The sequence below is a fragment of the Nocardioides sp. Z40_12 genome (genome assembly GCF_058215795.1).
Genome location: NZ_JBZAJA010000004.1, coordinates 321,289 through 336,897, shown reverse-complemented (window position 1 = coordinate 336,897; position 15,609 = coordinate 321,289). Strand labels below are relative to the sequence as shown.

The 15,609-nt window shown below is 72.0% G+C and carries 18 protein-coding genes; 11 read left to right on the top strand and 7 right to left on the bottom strand.

The window, feature by feature from the left end:
* Nucleotides 1–3: 3 nt before the first annotated feature.
* Complete coding sequence (locus AC4BG9_RS10165; RefSeq protein ID WP_490571074.1) at nucleotides 4–1,164, bottom strand: nucleotide sugar dehydrogenase; 1,161 nt, start codon at nucleotides 1,162–1,164, stop codon at nucleotides 4–6.
* Nucleotides 1,165–1,283: 119 nt separating this feature from the next.
* Between AC4BG9_RS10165 and AC4BG9_RS10160 the strand changes: the two genes are divergently transcribed.
* The 3 genes from AC4BG9_RS10160 to AC4BG9_RS10150 all read left to right on the top strand — a co-directional run bounded on the left by AC4BG9_RS10160 (nucleotide 1,284) and on the right by AC4BG9_RS10150 (nucleotide 2,799).
* Nucleotides 1,284–2,045, top strand: a complete 762-nt coding sequence (locus AC4BG9_RS10160; RefSeq protein ID WP_490570979.1) for an N-acetyltransferase — start codon at nucleotides 1,284–1,286, stop codon at nucleotides 2,043–2,045.
* Nucleotides 2,046–2,107: 62 nt separating this feature from the next.
* Complete coding sequence (locus AC4BG9_RS10155; protein WP_490570978.1) at nucleotides 2,108–2,242, top strand: hypothetical protein; 135 nt, start codon at nucleotides 2,108–2,110, stop codon at nucleotides 2,240–2,242.
* Nucleotides 2,239–2,799 (top strand): hypothetical protein, encoded by a 561-nt coding sequence (locus AC4BG9_RS10150; protein ID WP_490570977.1) that lies wholly within the window; start codon nucleotides 2,239–2,241, stop codon nucleotides 2,797–2,799. Before AC4BG9_RS10155 ends, AC4BG9_RS10150 begins: the two co-directional genes overlap by 4 nt.
* A gap of 18 nt (nucleotides 2,800–2,817) precedes the next feature.
* Here AC4BG9_RS10150 and AC4BG9_RS10145 read toward each other — a convergent pair whose 3' ends face one another.
* Entirely contained in the window at nucleotides 2,818–4,890 is a 2,073-nt protein-coding gene (locus AC4BG9_RS10145; protein ID WP_490570976.1) for an FAD-dependent oxidoreductase, read from the bottom strand.
* Nucleotides 4,887–5,426, bottom strand: coding sequence for a PadR family transcriptional regulator (locus AC4BG9_RS10140; protein ID WP_490570975.1), 540 nt, complete (start codon nucleotides 5,424–5,426; stop codon nucleotides 4,887–4,889). Before AC4BG9_RS10140 ends, AC4BG9_RS10145 begins: the two co-directional genes overlap by 4 nt.
* A gap of 197 nt (nucleotides 5,427–5,623) precedes the next feature.
* Between AC4BG9_RS10140 and AC4BG9_RS10135 the strand changes: the two genes are divergently transcribed.
* Nucleotides 5,624–6,052 carry a sensor histidine kinase gene (locus AC4BG9_RS10135; RefSeq protein WP_490570974.1) on the top strand — a complete coding sequence of 143 codons (429 nt, stop codon included), beginning with the start codon at nucleotides 5,624–5,626 and terminating at the stop codon, nucleotides 6,050–6,052.
* Complete coding sequence (locus tag AC4BG9_RS10130; protein WP_490570973.1) at nucleotides 6,049–6,657, top strand: response regulator transcription factor; 609 nt, start codon at nucleotides 6,049–6,051, stop codon at nucleotides 6,655–6,657. The genes AC4BG9_RS10135 and AC4BG9_RS10130 overlap by 4 nt, the downstream gene beginning before the upstream one ends.
* A 7-nt stretch (nucleotides 6,658–6,664) precedes the next feature.
* On the opposite strand, the gene AC4BG9_RS10125 is transcribed toward AC4BG9_RS10130, so the two are convergent.
* Together AC4BG9_RS10125 and AC4BG9_RS10120 are read right to left on the bottom strand one after the other, a co-directional pair.
* On the bottom strand, nucleotides 6,665–6,988 hold the full coding sequence (locus AC4BG9_RS10125; RefSeq protein ID WP_490570972.1) for a hypothetical protein: 324 nt from the start codon (nucleotides 6,986–6,988) through the stop codon (nucleotides 6,665–6,667).
* Nucleotides 6,989–6,995: 7 nt separating this feature from the next.
* Nucleotides 6,996–7,256: a hypothetical protein gene (locus tag AC4BG9_RS10120; RefSeq protein ID WP_490570971.1), complete on the bottom strand. Its 261-nt coding sequence runs from the start codon at nucleotides 7,254–7,256 to the stop codon at nucleotides 6,996–6,998.
* A gap of 335 nt (nucleotides 7,257–7,591) precedes the next feature.
* On the opposite strand from AC4BG9_RS10120, the gene AC4BG9_RS10115 reads away from it, so the two are divergent.
* The 5 genes from AC4BG9_RS10115 to AC4BG9_RS10095 all read left to right on the top strand — a co-directional run bounded on the left by AC4BG9_RS10115 (nucleotide 7,592) and on the right by AC4BG9_RS10095 (nucleotide 13,316).
* Nucleotides 7,592–8,743: a CaiB/BaiF CoA transferase family protein gene (locus tag AC4BG9_RS10115; protein ID WP_490570970.1), complete on the top strand. Its 1,152-nt coding sequence runs from the start codon at nucleotides 7,592–7,594 to the stop codon at nucleotides 8,741–8,743.
* A 12-nt stretch (nucleotides 8,744–8,755) separates the two neighbouring features.
* Nucleotides 8,756–9,286 carry a DUF421 domain-containing protein gene (locus AC4BG9_RS10110; protein ID WP_490570969.1) on the top strand — a complete coding sequence of 177 codons (531 nt, stop codon included), beginning with the start codon at nucleotides 8,756–8,758 and terminating at the stop codon, nucleotides 9,284–9,286.
* Nucleotides 9,287–9,311: 25 nt separating this feature from the next.
* A complete protein-coding gene (locus tag AC4BG9_RS10105) occupies nucleotides 9,312–10,811 on the top strand; it encodes a flavin-containing monooxygenase (RefSeq protein ID WP_490570968.1) in 1,500 nt (499 codons plus the stop codon).
* Nucleotides 10,812–11,038: 227 nt separating this feature from the next.
* A complete protein-coding gene (locus tag AC4BG9_RS10100; protein WP_490570967.1) occupies nucleotides 11,039–12,499 on the top strand; it encodes a DEAD/DEAH box helicase in 1,461 nt (486 codons plus the stop codon).
* A 130-nt stretch (nucleotides 12,500–12,629) separates the two neighbouring features.
* Nucleotides 12,630–13,316, top strand: coding sequence for a CPBP family glutamic-type intramembrane protease (locus AC4BG9_RS10095; RefSeq protein ID WP_490570966.1), 687 nt, complete (start codon nucleotides 12,630–12,632; stop codon nucleotides 13,314–13,316).
* A gap of 8 nt (nucleotides 13,317–13,324) precedes the next feature.
* On the opposite strand, the gene AC4BG9_RS10090 is transcribed toward AC4BG9_RS10095, so the two are convergent.
* The gene (locus AC4BG9_RS10090; protein ID WP_490570965.1) at nucleotides 13,325–14,218 is read right to left on the bottom strand and encodes an NAD(P)H-binding protein; all 894 of its coding nucleotides are present in this window, start codon (nucleotides 14,216–14,218) and stop codon (nucleotides 13,325–13,327) included.
* A 34-nt stretch (nucleotides 14,219–14,252) separates the two neighbouring features.
* Between AC4BG9_RS10090 and AC4BG9_RS10085 the strand changes: the two genes are divergently transcribed.
* The gene (locus AC4BG9_RS10085) at nucleotides 14,253–14,681 is read left to right on the top strand and encodes a pyridoxamine 5'-phosphate oxidase family protein (RefSeq protein WP_490570964.1); all 429 of its coding nucleotides are present in this window, start codon (nucleotides 14,253–14,255) and stop codon (nucleotides 14,679–14,681) included.
* A 9-nt stretch (nucleotides 14,682–14,690) separates the two neighbouring features.
* Here AC4BG9_RS10085 and AC4BG9_RS10080 read toward each other — a convergent pair whose 3' ends face one another.
* Complete coding sequence (locus AC4BG9_RS10080) at nucleotides 14,691–15,509, bottom strand: class II glutamine amidotransferase (RefSeq protein ID WP_490570963.1); 819 nt, start codon at nucleotides 15,507–15,509, stop codon at nucleotides 14,691–14,693.
* Between the last annotated feature and the right edge of the window lie 100 nt (nucleotides 15,510–15,609).

The following is a 15,609-nucleotide window of genomic DNA, read 5'->3' as shown; positions in this document are numbered from 1 at the left end:
GCCTCAGTCGGAGCCGAAGAGATCCCGGGTGTAGACGCGGTCGGCAACGTCCTTGATGTCGTTGGTGAGGCGGTTGGCGACGATGAGGTCGGCCTCGGCCTTGAAGGTGTCGAGGTCACGGATGACCCGGGAGCCGTAGAAGGTGTCGTCGGTGAGCTCGGGCTCGTAGACGACGACCTCCACGCCCTTGGCCTTGATCCGCTTCATGATGCCCTGCACCGAGGAGGAGCGGAAGTTGTCCGAGCCCGCCTTCATGATCAGGCGGTGGATCCCGACCACGGAGGGCTTCCGGTCGAGGATGTCGAAGGCGATGAAGTCCTTGCGGGTGCGGTTGGCCTCGACGATCGCGGAGATCAGGGTCTGCGGGACCTCGGAGTAGTTGGCGAGCAGCTGCTTGGTGTCCTTGGGCAGGCAGTAGCCGCCGTACCCGAACGACGGGTTGTTGTAGTGGGTGCCGATCCGGGGGTCGAGGCCGACGCCGTCGATGATCGCGCGGGTGTCGAGGCCGCGGGTGACGGCGAAGGAGTCGAGCTCGTTGAAGTAGGCGACCCGCATCGCGAGGTAGGTGTTGGCGAAGAGCTTGATCGCCTCGGCCTCGGTGGGGTCGGTGAGCAGCACCGGGACGTCGGACTCCAGGGAGCCGGCGAGCAGCAGGTCGGCGAAGCGCCGGGCCCGCGCGCTGCGCTCCCCGACGATGATCCGCGAGGGATGGAGGTTGTCGAGCAGGGCCTTGCCCTCGCGCAGGAACTCGGGGGAGAAGATGACGTTGTCGGTGCCGAGGCGCGCCCGGACGTCGTCGACGAAACCGACGGGAATGGTCGACTTGATCACCATCACCGCGTCGGGGTTGGCGGCGTGGACCTGGGCGATGACGGTCTCGACCGAGGAGGTGTCGAAGTAGTTGGTGGCCGGGTCGTAGTCGGTGGGGGTGGCGATCACGACGTACTCGGCGCCGGCGTAGGCCTCGGTGCCGTCGAGGGTGAAGGTGAGCCGCAGGTCGCGGGTGGCCAGGAAGTCGGAGATCTCGGCGTCGTGGATCGGCGAGCGGCGGGCGTTGAGCGCCTCGACCTTGGCGGGGTCGACCTCGACGCCGACCACGTCGCAGTGCTGGGAGAGCAGCACCGCGATCGACAGGCCGACGTAGCCCAGACCGACGACCGCGATCGTGGGGCAGTCCTCGACGACGTGGGAGGCGGTCCGGCTCGGCTCTTGGCTCACGAGCAGTGAGTGTAGGGGCGAAGCCCGCGGACCGAGTCCGAGGCGGAGGTTGGGAGGATGGCGGCATGAACGCCGACATCGCCGGGATCGCCGGGATCGCCGGGATCGTGACCCTGGCCGAGCGCCCGGACCTGATGGACCGGTTCTGGGACATGGAGAGCTCGTGGCCGGAGTTCATGCTCCACGACCCGATCGGCAACATCTACTACGGCAACCTCGAGCGGTTCGCCGAGTTCGTCCTGGTCTGCCTCGACGCGGACGGTGCGATGGTGGCCAAGGCCCACTCGGTGCCGTTCCCGCTGGCCGGCGACGAGCTGCCGGACGACGGCTGGGACGGGGTGATCCGCCGGGCCGTGCAGGCCGGGCTCACCGGCGAGCCGGCCACGCACGTCTCCGCGATCGAGATCGCGATCCGCCCCGACCTGCAGGGCCGTGGGCTGTCGGGTCCGGTCCTGCTCGCGCTGCGCGACAACGCCGCCCGGCTCGGGTTCGGCGAGCTGCTCGCCCCGGTGCGACCCAACGGCACGAAGGACCCCGCCGAGCCGATGGCGCGCTACGCCTTCCGCACCCGCGACGACGGACTGCCCGTCGACCCGTGGCTGCGGGTGCACGCCCGCGTGGGTGGCCGGATCGAGAAGGTCGCGCCGCGCTCGATGGTGATCCCGGGGACCCTGGCGCAGTGGCGGGCCTGGACCGGCCTGCCGTTCGACCGCACCGGACCGGTGGAGGTGCCGGGAGCCCTGACGCCCGTGCACTGCGACGCGGAGCACGGCACCGCGGTCTACGTGGAGCCGAACGTGTGGGTCCGGCACGCCACCGGCGCCTGACGACGCATGGCCCTCGCACGGCCGACGCATGAGGAGGGGGGCATCAGGGGTACGACGGGCCCATGAAGATCATGCGGAAGCTCGCCATGGCCGGTGTCGCCAAGAAGGTCTACGACGAGGCGCGCAAGCCTCACAACCAGGCGAAGATCAGGTCAGCCGTAGAGAAGGCCAAGGCCAGGCGAGCGGGCAAGCGGTGAGCGGCGCCGCCGGGCGGCGACGCGCCGGCGCGGTCGCCGCGGTGCTGACCGCGGGTCTGCTCGCGGCCGCGCAGCCGGCCTGGGCCGAGAGCGTGACCGTCACCGACGAGTCGGGGCCCCGTCTGCAGAACCGAGCCAACCAGCTGGTGCGCGGCACCCTGACCTACGACGAGGCCGAGACGGTCTTCGTGGCCAAGTTGGAGCGGATCAACCGCAAGAGCACCCGGGTCTTCGGCAGCGTGTACTACCCCGACGGCAGCACGGTGAAGGTGCGCACCCGCTTCCGATCGGGCAAGGTCGTCACCCGCGCCACCTTCACCCGCGCCGGTGAGGAGGAGGGGGTCTCGCTGCCCGCGCAGGCCCAGTGGGACCGGACCAGGAACCGGGTCACCATCTCGCTGGACGGCGCCGAGGACCCGAAGCCCTTCAACCGCAAGGCGCGCCTCGACGTCTACACCGTCACCAAGGGTGCGGACCACGGCCCGCAGTGCCCGATCGTGGGCGGCCGCTCCCAGCCCTGCAACGACGACTACGTCACCGCCGAGCTCACCCGCTGAGCAGGTCCGGGCGTCGGGTCAGGAGCCCAGCGCGGCCGCGACCTCGGTGCCCTGCTTGATCGCCCGCTTGGCGTCGAGCTCGGCGGCGACGTCGGCTCCGCCGACCAGATGCACCGTGGCTCCGCCGACCAGATGCACCGTGGCTCCGCCGACCCGGTGCGGAGCGGCACCGCCGGGGAGCTGGGCCGGGCGCTGCAGGGCGTCGTACAGGTCGCGCACCGACTCCTGCCCGGCGCAGACCACCACGTGGTCGACCTCGAGCAGCTCCGGCTCGCCGCCGACGGTCAGGTGCAGGCCGGCGTCGTCGATCCGGTCGTACGTCGCCCCGCTGACCTGGCGCACGCCGGACTGCTTGAGCACCGCGCGGTGGGCCCAGCCCGAGGTCTTGCCCAGGCCGATCCCGATCGGGGTCTCCTTGCGCTGGACCAGCGTCACCTCCCGCACCACCGGCCGGGGCTTGCGCTCCGTCAGCCCGCCGCGGTGCAGCGACGGGTCGCCGACGCCCCACTGCGCCATCCAGTCGTCGAAGGTCTCGCCCGGGTCGTGGGCGAGGAAGTGCGAGACGTCTACGCCGATGCCGCCGGCGCCGATCACCGCCACCCGGCGCCCGACCGTGACCCGGCCGGCCAGCACGTCGGCGTAGGAGACCGCCTTGGGGTGGTCGATGCCGTCGATCTGCGGCACCCGGGGCTCCACCCCGGTGGCCACCACGACGTGGTCGAAGCCGGCCAGGTCGTCGGGGCGGGCCTCGGTGGAGAGCCGGACGTCGACGCCGAGCACCTCGAGGCGCCGGGCGTAGTAGCGCAGCGTCTCGGCGAACTCCTCCTTGCCGGGCACCTGCATGGCCAGCCGGAACTGCCCGCCGATCTGCGGGGCCTTCTCGAAGACGGTGACCGCCAGCCCGCGCTCCGCGGCGCTGACCGCGGTGGCCAGGCCGGCGGGGCCGGCGCCGACGACGGCGACCGACTCCTTGCGGCGGGCGGGGGAGAGCACCAGCAGGGTCTCGTGGCAGGCGCGGGGGTTGACCAGGCAGGACGACGTCTTGTTGGAGAAGGTGTGGTCCAGGCAGGCCTGGTTGCAGGCGATGCAGGTGTTGATCTCGTCGGCGCGGCCCGCGGCGGCCTTGGCCACGAAGTCGGGGTCGGCGAGCAGCGGGCGGGCCATGGAGACGAGGTCGGCCTCGCCGGCGGCCAGGATCTCCTCGGCAACCTCGGGGGTGTTGATCCGGTTGGAGGCGCAGACCGGCACCGAGACCTCGGCCTTGAGCCGGGCGGTGAGCGAGCGCCACGCCGCCCGCGGCACCTGGGTGATGATCGTCGGCACCCGCGCCTCGTGCCAGCCGATGCCGGTGTTGAACGCGGTGACGCCGGCCTCCTCCAGGCGCAGCGCGAGCTCGGTGGTCTCCTCCCACGTCTGGCCCTCCTCGACCAGGTCGAGGAGCGAGATGCGGTACATCACCGGGAAGTCGCCGACCAGCTCGCGGGTGCGGCGCACCACCTCGATCGGGAAGCGCATCCGCTTCTCCGCGCTGCCGCCCCAGGCGTCGGTGCGGTCGTTGGTGCGGGCGGCGAGGAACTGGTTGATCAGGTAGCCCTCGGAGCCCATGATCTCGACCGCGTCGTAGCCGGCCTTCTTGGCGAGCGCGACGGACTTGGCGAAGTCGGTCGCGGTCCGGTCGACGGCCTTGGCCGACAGCGCGGCGGGCTTGAACGGGGTGATCGGCGACTTGCGCGTCGAGGCGCCGGCGCTGAACGGGTGGTAGGCGTAGCGCCCGGCGTGCAGGATCTGCATCGCGATCGCGCCGCCCTCGGCGTGCACCGCCTCGGTGACCTGTTGGTGCCGCATCGCCTGCAGCCGGGTGGTCATCTCCGAGGCGAAGGGCTTGAGCCAGCCGCGCTTGTTGGGCGCGTAGCCGCCGGTGACGATCAGGCCGACGCCGCCGCGGGCGCGCTCGGCGAAGTAGGCCGAGAGCCGGTCGAGGTGCCAGGGGGCGTCCTCCAGGCCGGTGTGCATCGAGCCCATCACCACGCGGTTGCGCAGGGTCAGCGGGCCGAGCTCGAGCGGGGCGAGCAGGTGGGGGTAGTCACTCATGAGCGGTCCTTGCTGTGGGCGTCGATGTAGTCCTCGAGCCAGCCGACCCAGAACTGCTCCAGGCCGATGCCGCCCTGGAGCACGAGGTACTGGTCGAGCTCGTGGCCGGTCAGTGCCGACGGGTCGGCGTACTGCTTGTGCAGCTGGCGGTAGTGGGCCAGCCGCAGCTGGTGGTCGGCGAGGTTGCCCCGCACCGTCTCCAGCACGGCCTCCCGGTCGCCGAACGAGGCGCCGCGCATCTTCACCGCGATCTCGCTGCGCGGGTCCTCCATCGGGCTGGGCGCGGCCAGCCACCGCGCGAGCACCTCGGCCCCGGCGTCGGTGACGGCGTAGACCTTCTTGTCCGGCTTGCCGGCTTGGGGCACCACCTCGACGGCGAGCCAGCCGTCGGACTCCATCCGGCCCAGCACCCGGTAGATCTGCTGGTGGGTGGCGTGCCAGAAGAAGCCGATCGACCTGTCGAACCGGCGGGCCAGCTCCAGTCCGGAGCCGGGCTTCTCGCGGAGTGCCACCAGCAGGGCGTGTTCAAGGGCCACCGCGGAAGAGTGACACAGTGTGCAACGAGTTGCAATCCCCCAAAGTGGGATCCGGACCTGGCCCTCGGGGGTGCCGTCTCGTCCTCCAGGACAGCGCTCCGGCACTTCAGGTGGAGCCGCTCGACCCCCGCGCCGGGGGAGCGTGGAGCCATGATGCTCCTCCTGTCGGACCCTCGGGTCCGGGCAGCGGCCACCGGGTGCTCTCCACCGAGGAGGGCGCTCCGCGTCCGCTGCCTCCCGAGCTGGAGACCGTCGCCTTCCGGGTGCTCCAGGAGATGCTCACCAACGCGATCCGGCACGGGCGGCGCGACGGCGTGGTGCACGTGGAGCGGCACTGGGAGGGTGAGCTGCGGATCGAGGTGCGCAACGAGGTCGAGCCCACCACCGACGCCGGCGAGGACCTGACCGGCGACGTGCCGACCATGCCGATCCGGGCGCTGGACGAGGAGCCGCTGACGGCCTGGCTGCCCGAGGAGCCGCGGCCCTCGGCCGGTCGCGGCCTGGAGGGGATGCGACGCCGGGTCGAGGCGGTCGGTGGGCGGCTCGACGTACGCCGCCGGCAGGAGGAGTCCGGCCCGACCTTCACCGTGACCGCGTGGATACCGCTGCGGGCGGGTGAGTCGTGACCGCCGAGCAGATCCGGGTGCTGCTCGTCGACGACCAGGTGCTCTTCCGCGCCGGCGTCGCGGTGATCGTCGACGCCCAGGAGGGCATGTGCGTGGTCGGCGAGGCCGGTGACGGGTTCGAGGCGGTGCGCCTGGTCGACGAGCTCGAGCCGGACGTGGTGCTGATGGACATCCGGATGCCGGAGATGGACGGCGTGGAGGCCACCCGGCAGCTCTTCTCCCCCGAGCGGGCCGCCCGCCGCGCCAAGCCGCTGCGGGTGGTGGTGCTGACCACCTTCAACCTCGACGACCGGGCGGCGACCGCGATCCGCACGGTGCACGCCGGCAACGCGGTGCTCGCGCCGCAGGACCTCTCCACCCTGCTCGACGGTCAGTTCCGTTCGCCCGCCCCCGCGCCGGCGGCGTACCTGGCGCTCACCGAGAAGGAGCGGGAGATCTTCGACGCGGTGGCCCTGGGGCTGTCCAACACCGAGATCGCCGGGCGGGTCTTCACCAGCGAGTCCACGGTGAAGACCCACGTGGGCGCGATCCTGCGCAAGCTCGCGCTGCGCGACCGGGTGCAGATCGTGGTCTTCGCGCACGCGCACGGGCTGGTGGCCGGCTAGCTGGGCGTCAGCCCTCGTCGCGGGCTGCCAGCGACTCCCCCTCGGCCGTCAGGGCGACGCGCTCCTCAGGCGTGAGAGAGGCAAGATGGTCGCGGTAGTCCTGCACCCCCCGCCGGGCGGTCTCCATGAGCACGGGGTCATGGCGTAGGTCCTGCCACGGACGTCTCCCGGCCAGCACGTCACGGAGCAACCCGGCCAGGGGTGTCCCTTCGTGCTGCTGGGCCAGGGCGGCGAGGCTGCTGCGCAGGAGCGCGGCGGCCGGCGCGGATCGGGCCATCTCCTCGAGCGGGTCCGGCCGGTCCGCCGCTCCGAGGACCGGTCCGTGAGTCATCGCGGCCTCACTCGAACCCCGGAGGGACATGGCGCAGGCGCTCCTCGGTGCTGAGACCGTCGTGCGGGACCTCCTCGTCCGCCCATGGCGCGCCTCGGGCGAGCCAGCTCGCGCGGTAAGCGCGGGTGCTCTCGGGGCTGTTGTCCTCGTATCCGGCCTCCACCTCGCACACAGGGCAGATCTCGAAGTTCGGGGTCTTGCCCGTGACGCCCCACGGCGGCTCGCCCCAGTCGTAGCCACAGACGCGGCAGTGGTTGTTGACAGTCATGTCGAGTCCTATTGCGAGAGGAAGTAGTCCCAGGGCAAGTGGCACTCCAATCCCAAGAACGCCCTCAGGCACTACAACAAGCGCTGCCGAGGAACGCCGACACCCTGCGGTCGATCCTGGCTCGGTCCCGGTCCAGCCGCGCGCTCGCCTCCGCCACGTCTCTCCTCGCCTGGGTGAACGCGTCGTGAATCACCTGAACGCTCATGGGCGCACCTCCCGAACCAGCGCATGCCCGGCCGCGGCAGCACCAAACCCGGAATACCCAGTCCGGTAGATGCGGCACCGGCTTGACTGACGTGCCCAACCGTGACAGCAGTTCTGTCACAATGTGGCGCATGACATACGAGCTCGGTCAGGGAACGGGTCCGCTGCGCGGGGTCAAGGTCGTGGAGATCGCCGGGATCGGGCCGGGGCCGCACGCCTGCACGATCCTGGCCGACCTGGGCGCCGACGTGATCCGCATCGAGCGGCCGGGCGGCAACCCGCTCGGCGGCGGTCCGGCCGACCTGCTGACCCGCGGGCGGCCCAGCGTCGCCCTCGACCTGAAGAACCCGGCGGCGGTGGCCGCCGTCCTCGAGCTGGTCGCGAGCGCCGACGTCCTCGTCGAGGGGATGCGCCCCGGCGTCACCGAGCGCCTCGGCCTCGGGCCCGAGCAGTGCTGGGAGAAGAACCCGGCGCTGGTCTACGGCCGGATGACGGGCTGGGGCCAGGACGGCCCGCTCGCCGAGGTCGCCGGGCACGACATGAACTACGTGGCGGCCGCCGGGGTGCTGCACGGCCTCGGCCAGGACCGGGCGCGGCCGCACTTCCCGAGCAACCTGCTCGGCGACTTCGGCGGCGGCTCCACCTACCTGGTGATCGGCGTGCTCGCCGCGCTGCTCGAGGCGAAGGTCTCCGGGCAGGGGCAGGTGGTCGACGCCGCGATCGTCGACGGCACCGCGCACCTCAACCTGATGGGCGCCAGCCTGCAGGCCATGGGCGTGCTGGGGGAGCGACGCGCCGCCTCGCTGCTCGACGGCGGCGTCCCGTACTACGACGTCTACGAGACCAGCGACGGCAAGCACGTGTCGGTCGGCGCGCTCGAGCCGCAGTTCTACGCCGAGCTGCTCCGGCTGCTCGGGCTCGAGGAGCTGCCCGACCGCGACGACCCGGCCAACCTGCCCGCCATCCGCGAGGCGTTCACCGCCCGCTTCAAGGAGGGCACCCAGGCCGAGTGGGCCGAGGTCTTCGACGGCACCGACGCCTGCGTCTTCCCGATCGTGCCGATGGCCGAAGCCGCGCGCCACCCCCACCTGGCCTCCCGCGGCACCTACGTCGAGCGAGACGGCGTGCTGCAGCCGGCCCCGGCGCCGCGCTTCTCCCGGACCGCGGCGACCGTGCAGTGCTCCCCGCAGGCGGTGGGTGGCAGCACCCGGGAGGCGCTGGAGGCCTGGGGCGTCTCCGACGTCGACGGGCTGCTCGCCTCCGGGGCGGCCGTCCAGGCCTGACAAAGTGGGGGCATGCCTGACTTCGCCACGGTCTTCGCGCTCAACGCGCCGGTGCTTGAGCTCGTCCTGCGCGGAACGGTCACCTTCCTGGCGCTGATGCTCCTGATGAGGATCGTCGGCCAGCGCGAGGCCGGCGGGCTCGGCCTCACCGACCTGCTGCTGGTCGTCCTGGTGGTCAACGCCGCCAGCGCGGGGCTCACCGGCGAGGCCAGCTCCGTCGGCGACGGGCTGGTCCTGGTGGTCACCCTGCTCTTCTGGAGCGTGCTGCTCGACGCTCTCTCCTACCGGTGGCCGGCCCTGGGCAAGGTGGTCAAGGCCAGGGCGAAGCCCTTGATCCGCGACGGCGAGCTCAACCGGCACGTGATGCGGCGCGAGTTCATGTCCTACGACGAGGTGATGTCGCAGCTGCGGCTGCACGGGATCGACGACGTCTCGACGGTCCGTCGCGCCTACCTGGAGCCCAACGGCATGGTCAGCGTGCTGCTCGCCGACGAGTCGCCCGGCGACAACCCCGAGGACGCGCTGCGGCCCCCTGCCGTCTGAGGGTCCCGGCGGCTACATTCACCGGATGCACACTCACGCCCCCGTCGAGCACGTCGACGTACTGATCATCGGAGCCGGCCTCTCCGGGGTCGGAGCGGCCAGCCAGCTGAGCCGCGAGCTGCCGGGCAAGAGCTACCTGGTCCTCGAGCGCCGCCCGCGGATGGGCGGCACCTGGGACCTCTTCCGCTACCCCGGCGTCCGTTCGGACTCCGACATGTTCACCCTCGGCTACCGGTTCAAGCCGTGGCGCGGGGAGAAGGCGCTGGCCGACGGCGCCTCGATCCTGGAGTACGTCAAGGAGACCGCCGCCGAGCACGGGGTGGACCGGCACGTGCGCTACGACCGCCGCGTCGTCGCCGCCGACTGGGACTCCGACGACGCCCTCTGGACGGTCACCGTGGAGACCACCCACGAGGACGTCGGCGGGGGGATGATCACAGCGCACGAGACCTACACCTGCTCCTTCCTCTGGGCCTGCAGCGGCTACTACGACTACGACCGCGGCTACCTGCCCGAGCTGCCCGGCCTGGCCGACTTCGGCGGCACCGTCGTGCACCCGCAGCACTGGCCGGCCGGCCTGGACTACGCCGGGAAGCGGGTGGTGGTGATCGGCTCCGGTGCGACCGCGGTGACCCTGGTGCCGGCGATGGCGCTGCCGGCCGTCGAGGAGGGCGGCGCGGCGCACGTGACCATGCTGCAGCGCTCCCCGACCTACGTGCTGCCGGTGCCCGGCATCGACAAGATCGGCCGCGCCTTCAAGCGGTTCCTGCCGGAGAAGGCGTCGTACGCCGTGACCCGCTGGAAGAACGTCGCCCAGGCGACGCTGCTCTTCGAGGCCTCGCAGAAGTGGCCGGGCCCGGTGCGGAAGATGATCCGCAAGCTCAACGCACGGATGCTGCCCGAGGACTACCCGGTCGACGTGCACTTCAAGCCGACCTACGGGCCGTGGGACCAGCGGATGTGCCTGGTCCCCGACGGCGACCTCTTCCGCGCGATCAAGCAGGGCGACGCCGCGGTCGCCACCGGCACCATCGAGACCTTCGACGAGACCGGCGTGCGGCTCACCGACGGGACCCATCTGGACGCCGACCTGGTGGTCACCGCCACCGGTCTCAACCTGCTCGCCTTCGGCGGGCTGGAGCTGAGCGTCGACGGGAAGCCGGTCGACCTGCCCTCGACCATGGCCTACAAGGCGATGATGCTCACCGGCGTGCCGAACTTCGCCTTCACGATCGGCTACACCAACGCCTCGTGGACGCTCAAGGCCGACCTGGTCGCCGAGTACGTCTGCCGCCTCCTGACCCACCTCGACGCGCACGGGTATGCCTCGGCCGTCCCGGTCCGCGACCCGGCCGTGGGCGAGGCGCCGTTCATGGACTTCGGCGCCGGCTACGTGCTGCGCGCGCTCGACCGGCTGCCCAAGCAGGGCTCGGTCGAGCCGTGGAAGCTGCGGCAGAACTACGTGCACGACGTGCGCACCATCCGGCGCGGGGCGATCGACGACGGGGCGCTGGCCTTCCGCTGACGCCCTGGCACAGCAGCGGGGAGAAAGAGCGGGGATTCACCGGATATCGGAACGGCGGAGTAGTGTCCCCTGCAGACGCCTCGTCAAGTCTTGCCTCGAGCGTCCTGCGGAGCCCGACACGCTCGGGCCCCGCCCTCACACTCGTGAGGCACACGCAGCGGTCCGAGACCGTCAGCCCCGCCACCGGCGGAAGCGCGTTGGTGAGACACCAACCGAAAGATCAACACATGAACTTCGCCGAACTCGGCGTGCCCTCGAACCTGTCCGCAGTGCTCGAGGCGCAAGGCATCACCATCCCCACCCCCATCCAGGCGGCCACGCTGCCCGACTCGCTGGCCGGACGCGACGTCCTCGGCCGCGGCCGGACCGGCTCGGGCAAGTCCTACGCCTTCCTGCTGCCGCTGGTCGCCCGCCTCGACGCGAGCAAGCTGCCCGCGATGACGCGCAAGCCCCGCGCGCTGATCCTGGCGCCGACCCGCGAGCTGGTCACCCAGCTCCGTGAGGCCCTGATGCCGCTCGCCAAGGAGGCCGGCCTCTCCACGCTGACCGTCTTCGGCGGCGTCGGTCAGGGCCCGCAGGTCGCCGGCCTGAAGAAGGGCGTCGACATCGTCATCGCCTGCCCCGGCCGCCTCGAGGACCTGATGGGCCAGGGTCACTGCGACCTCTCGGCCATCGAGGTCACCATCCTCGACGAGGCCGACCACATGGCCGACCTGGGCTTCCTGCCCGGCGTCAAGCGGATCATGGACAAGACCCCCAAGCAGGGCCAGCGGCTGCTCTTCTCCGCCACCCTCGACAAGGCGATCGACGTCCTGGTCAAGCGCTACCTGACCAACCCGGTCACCCACCAGGCCGACTCGGCGCAGTCCCCGGTCTCGAAGATGTCGCACCACGTGCTCCACGTGGGCCGCGAGCAGCGCGTCCCGGTCCTGGTCGACCTGACCAGCGCCCCCGGCCGCACGGTGATCTTCACCCGCACCAAGCACGGTGCCAAGGCGCTGACCCGCCAGCTCAACAGCAAGGGCGTCACCGCGGTCGAGCTGCACGGCAACCTGTCGCAGAACGCCCGCACCCGCAACATGGAGGCGTTCCACTCCGGCAAGGCCTCCACCCTGGTGGCGACCGACGTGGCGGCCCGCGGCATCCACGTCGACGACGTCGCCCTCGTGGTGCACGCCGACCCGCCGTCCGAGCACAAGGCCTACCTGCACCGCTCGGGCCGCACCGCCCGCGCCGGCGCCGAGGGCACCGTGATCACCCTGATGACCGACGACCAGGTGCGCGACGTGCGCGACCTGACCCGGCTGGCCGGCATCAAGCCGACCACCACCAAGGTCACCTCGATGGGCCACCCGATCCTCGTCCAGCTCGCGCCGGGCGAGCGCACGCTGGTGCCGGGTGGTTACGCACCCCCGGCACCGGCGGGTACGCGCCCCGCCGGCGAGCAGGGCCAGGCCCGCAGCGGCGGCGGCGCTCGCAACCGCTCGCGTCGCTCCGGCGGCCAGGGCGGCACCGGCCAGTCCTCCTCCCGCGCCGGCGGCAGCCGCCCCGGCGCCAAGGCAGGCGCCAAGACCGGTGGCCAGGGCGGCGGCAACCGTCGTCGCGGCGGCTCCGGCAGCGCCTCGGTCTACAGCACCTCCACGGGCGGCTCCTCGCACAGCGCGTCGTCGTTCAGCGGACGCCGCTGACCCCAGGCTCTGCCCAGCACCTCCCGACGACCCCGTACGGCGCTCCGGCGCCGTGCGGGGTCGTCGTGCGCGTGCCCCTCGTAGAGTCGGGACCTGGGGCGGCAGGGGCCGCGAGAGGCAGGTGGTCGGCGTGCGGTCGTTCCTGCGTCGGGCGCTGGTCGACGTCGTCCCGCGCGACCAGCGCGACACCGCCGCCGGGCTGCGCCGCCGCCAGGTCGTCGTGGTCGTGGTGGTGCTGCTCGGCGCCGCCCTGCTCGGCTGGTCGGTGCGCCTGGAGCCCGGCGACGACCTCTTCTACGTCGGCTTCGCCGCGCTGGCCGGGCTCTGGACGGCCGGCTCGTTCGTCTCGGGCCGGCTCCACCTGGGCCGGATCGCCTTCCGGGACCGGCTGACCCGCCCGGTGCTCACCCCGCTGGCGCTGGGCCTCGGGCTGGCCGGAATCTTCATCCTGGGCGCCCTGGTGGTGCGGCGGGTCCCGTTCCTGGAGGACCAGGTGGGCTCGGTCCTCGACTTCGCCGACGAGGGCTCGGTGCCGCTGCTGGTGCTGATCACCGCCGTCAGCGGGATCGCCGAGGAGCTCTTCTTCCGGGGCGCCGCCTACGCCGCCATCCCGCGGCACCCGGTGCTGTGGACCAGCCTCGCCTACGTGGTGGCCACCGCCGCCACCGGCAACGTGATGCTCACCTTCGCCGCCGGGCTGCTCGGGGTGCTCTGCGGCCTGCAGCGGCGGGCCTCCGGCGGGATCCTGGCCCCCGCGATCACCCACGTGTCCTGGTCGCTGACCATGCTGCTGGTGCTGCCGCAGCTCATCGGCTGACGCGGGGGCTAGCGGCCGCCCTCCTCCAGCGCCCGGCGTACCGCCTCCTCGTAGCCGATCGGCTCGAAGGGGAGCAGCTCGCGGATCGAGTGGTCGGAGACCACGACCTCGGTGCTCATCGAGTCGATCAGGTTGCGGCCGGTGGTGGTGTCGACGTCGGTGACGAAGGAGAGCCAGTAGGAGGAGAGGCGGGGCGTGAAGACCGGGACGGGGACGATCGGGACGGCCTCCCCGTGCATCACCTCCGCGGCGATCTCGAGCATCCGCCGGTAGGTGAGCACCTCCGAGCCGCCGACCTCGAAGACGCGGCCCAGGGCGCGGTCGTCGCCCACCACCCCCACCAGGTAGCGGACCACGTCGTCCAGGGCGATGGGTTGGGTGCGGGTCGAGACCCAGCGGGGCACCACCATCGCCGGCAGGTTCTTGACCAGCTGACGGGTGAGCTCCCACGAGACCCCGCCGCGCCCGACCACGATGGCGGCCCGCAGCACCGTGACCGGGCAGCCGGCCTCGGCGAGCAGGCCCTCGACCTCGCGGCGGCTGCGCAGGTGCGCGGAGAGGTCGCCGTCGTCGCTGCCCAGGCCGCCGAGGTAGACGATCTGCCGGACGCCGGCGGCCGCCGCCTGCTCGCCGAAGGTGCGGGCCGCGCGCGCGTCCTCGGCCTCGAAGTCGTCGCTGTCCAGGGAGTGGACCAGGTAGAACGCCACCTCCACCCCCTCCAGCGCGGCGGCCAGCGCGGCGGGGTCGGTGACGTCGGCCCCCACCGGCGTGCCGGGCCCGTCGTAGGAGTCGGGACGCCGCGTCATCGCCCGGACGTCGTGCCCCTCCGCCAGCAGGGCCGGGACCAGGCACCGACCGACGAAGCCGGTGGCGCCGGTGACGAGGACTGGGCTCGAGGTCATGCTGCCGACTCTAGGCAGGAGTAGGTTGGGTGGCATGAGCAGCGACTTCGTTCCGGGTGCCCTCGACGAGGCCGAGGCGTGGGAGTTCCTGCGCAGCAACGAGCTGGGCAGGCTGGCCTTCCACCTCCTCGACGAGGTGCACATCGCGCCGATCAACTACGCCGTCGACCACGGCACCCTCCTCTTCCGCACCGCGGAGGGCAGCAAGCTCCTCGGGATCGTGATGAACTCCGACGTCGCGTTCGAGGTCGACGAGCACGACGCCCAGCAGGCCACGAGCGTGATCGTGCGCGGCGTGGCCCGCAAGCTCGAGGAGGACGAGGAGCACCGGGCCGAGAACGTGCCGCTGCGCCCCTGGGTCGACACGCTGAAGTACAACGTGGTCGAGATCCGGCCCACCGAGATCAGCGGTCGCCGTTTCCACCTGGACCGGCCGTGGCTGCACATGCGCCACGACGCCTGAGGCAGCCGGTCACTCCAGCGCCTGCTCCTTGAGCGCCTCGACCGGGTCCAGCCTGGTCAGCTCCAGGGTCTCCAGGTCGACCATCACCGCCATGTCGTCGGGCACCGCGGTCCAGCCGGGCTCGTCCAGGCCGCTGGAGATGATGGTGAGCCCGTCCTCGTCGGTCCGGTAGTCCATCGCGAAGTACTCCGTGAGGTGGCGGGGCGGCACGTCGTCCTCGTCGTCGAAGAGGTCGCGCAGCCCTTCGCGCGGCGAGGTGGCCCGGCTGTTGACGTGGATCGCGACCATGTGGGTCGCGGTGAGCATCAGCGCGTTGAGGCTGCAGTCGGCGAAGTCGCGCAGCAACCGGCCCAGGGCGTGCCGGACGCCGGCCTCCACGCTGCCGTGCTCGTCGACGGACTGCTTGACGAAGCGGAAGTAGCGCTCGCTGTCGGTGTCGCCGACCAGCGCCTCCCGGGTCTCGGGCTTGAGCAGCGTCTCGAGCTCGCCGATCGGGGAGACGTGCCCGTTGTGGGCGAAGGCGTAGTCGCCCTCCACGAACGGGTGGGTGTTCTCCGGGCGCACCGGGAGGCCGCCGGTCGCCCAGCGCAGGTGCACGAGGCCCGCCCGGCCCAGCGGCTGGCGCACCAGGTCGGCGTACGCGGGGTCGGTGGCCGCGGAGCCGGGGGAGGAGGCCGAGTGCGTCGTGCCCTCCTGGTCCTGCCAGGCCATGCCCCAACCGTCGGCGTGGACCGCGGTGAGGGCGGTGAACCCCTCGAGGCCGTCGGGCCCCAGCAGCTCCTCGACCGAGGTCGGCGTACGTCGGACATAGCCCAGCAAGCGGCACATCAGGGAGGTTCCTCCTCAGGATCGGATGTTCCCCACCCCGTGCCCGATCCCCGCCAGGCCATGAATCCCCCACCTGGGACGTTTCTCGACAGGGTGTCGC

What these genes read in the sequence shown, in the direction of transcription:
- AC4BG9_RS10125 (WP_490570972.1), bottom strand. Translation starts at nt 6,988, where the DNA reads ATGACTCACGGACCGGTCCTCGGAGCGGCGGACCGGCCGGACCCGCTC.
- AC4BG9_RS10155 (WP_490570978.1), top strand. Translation starts at nt 2,108, where the DNA reads ATGAAGATCATGCGGAAGCTCGCCATGGCCGGTGTCGCCAAGAAGGTC.
- AC4BG9_RS10145 (WP_490570976.1), bottom strand. Translation starts at nt 4,890, where the DNA reads ATGAGTGACTACCCCCACCTGCTCGCCCCGCTCGAGCTCGGCCCGCTG.
- AC4BG9_RS10080 (WP_490570963.1), bottom strand. Translation starts at nt 15,509, where the DNA reads ATGTGCCGCTTGCTGGGCTATGTCCGACGTACGCCGACCTCGGTCGAG.
- AC4BG9_RS10110 (WP_490570969.1), top strand. Translation starts at nt 8,756, where the DNA reads ATGCCTGACTTCGCCACGGTCTTCGCGCTCAACGCGCCGGTGCTTGAG.
- AC4BG9_RS10090 (WP_490570965.1), bottom strand. Translation starts at nt 14,218, where the DNA reads ATGACCTCGAGCCCAGTCCTCGTCACCGGCGCCACCGGCTTCGTCGGT.
- AC4BG9_RS10100 (WP_490570967.1), top strand. Translation starts at nt 11,039, where the DNA reads ATGAACTTCGCCGAACTCGGCGTGCCCTCGAACCTGTCCGCAGTGCTC.
- AC4BG9_RS10085 (WP_490570964.1), top strand. Translation starts at nt 14,253, where the DNA reads ATGAGCAGCGACTTCGTTCCGGGTGCCCTCGACGAGGCCGAGGCGTGG.
- AC4BG9_RS10105 (WP_490570968.1), top strand. Translation starts at nt 9,312, where the DNA reads ATGCACACTCACGCCCCCGTCGAGCACGTCGACGTACTGATCATCGGA.
- AC4BG9_RS10160 (WP_490570979.1), top strand. Translation starts at nt 1,284, where the DNA reads ATGAACGCCGACATCGCCGGGATCGCCGGGATCGCCGGGATCGTGACC.
- AC4BG9_RS10115 (WP_490570970.1), top strand. Translation starts at nt 7,592, where the DNA reads ATGACATACGAGCTCGGTCAGGGAACGGGTCCGCTGCGCGGGGTCAAG.
- AC4BG9_RS10120 (WP_490570971.1), bottom strand. Translation starts at nt 7,256, where the DNA reads ATGACTGTCAACAACCACTGCCGCGTCTGTGGCTACGACTGGGGCGAG.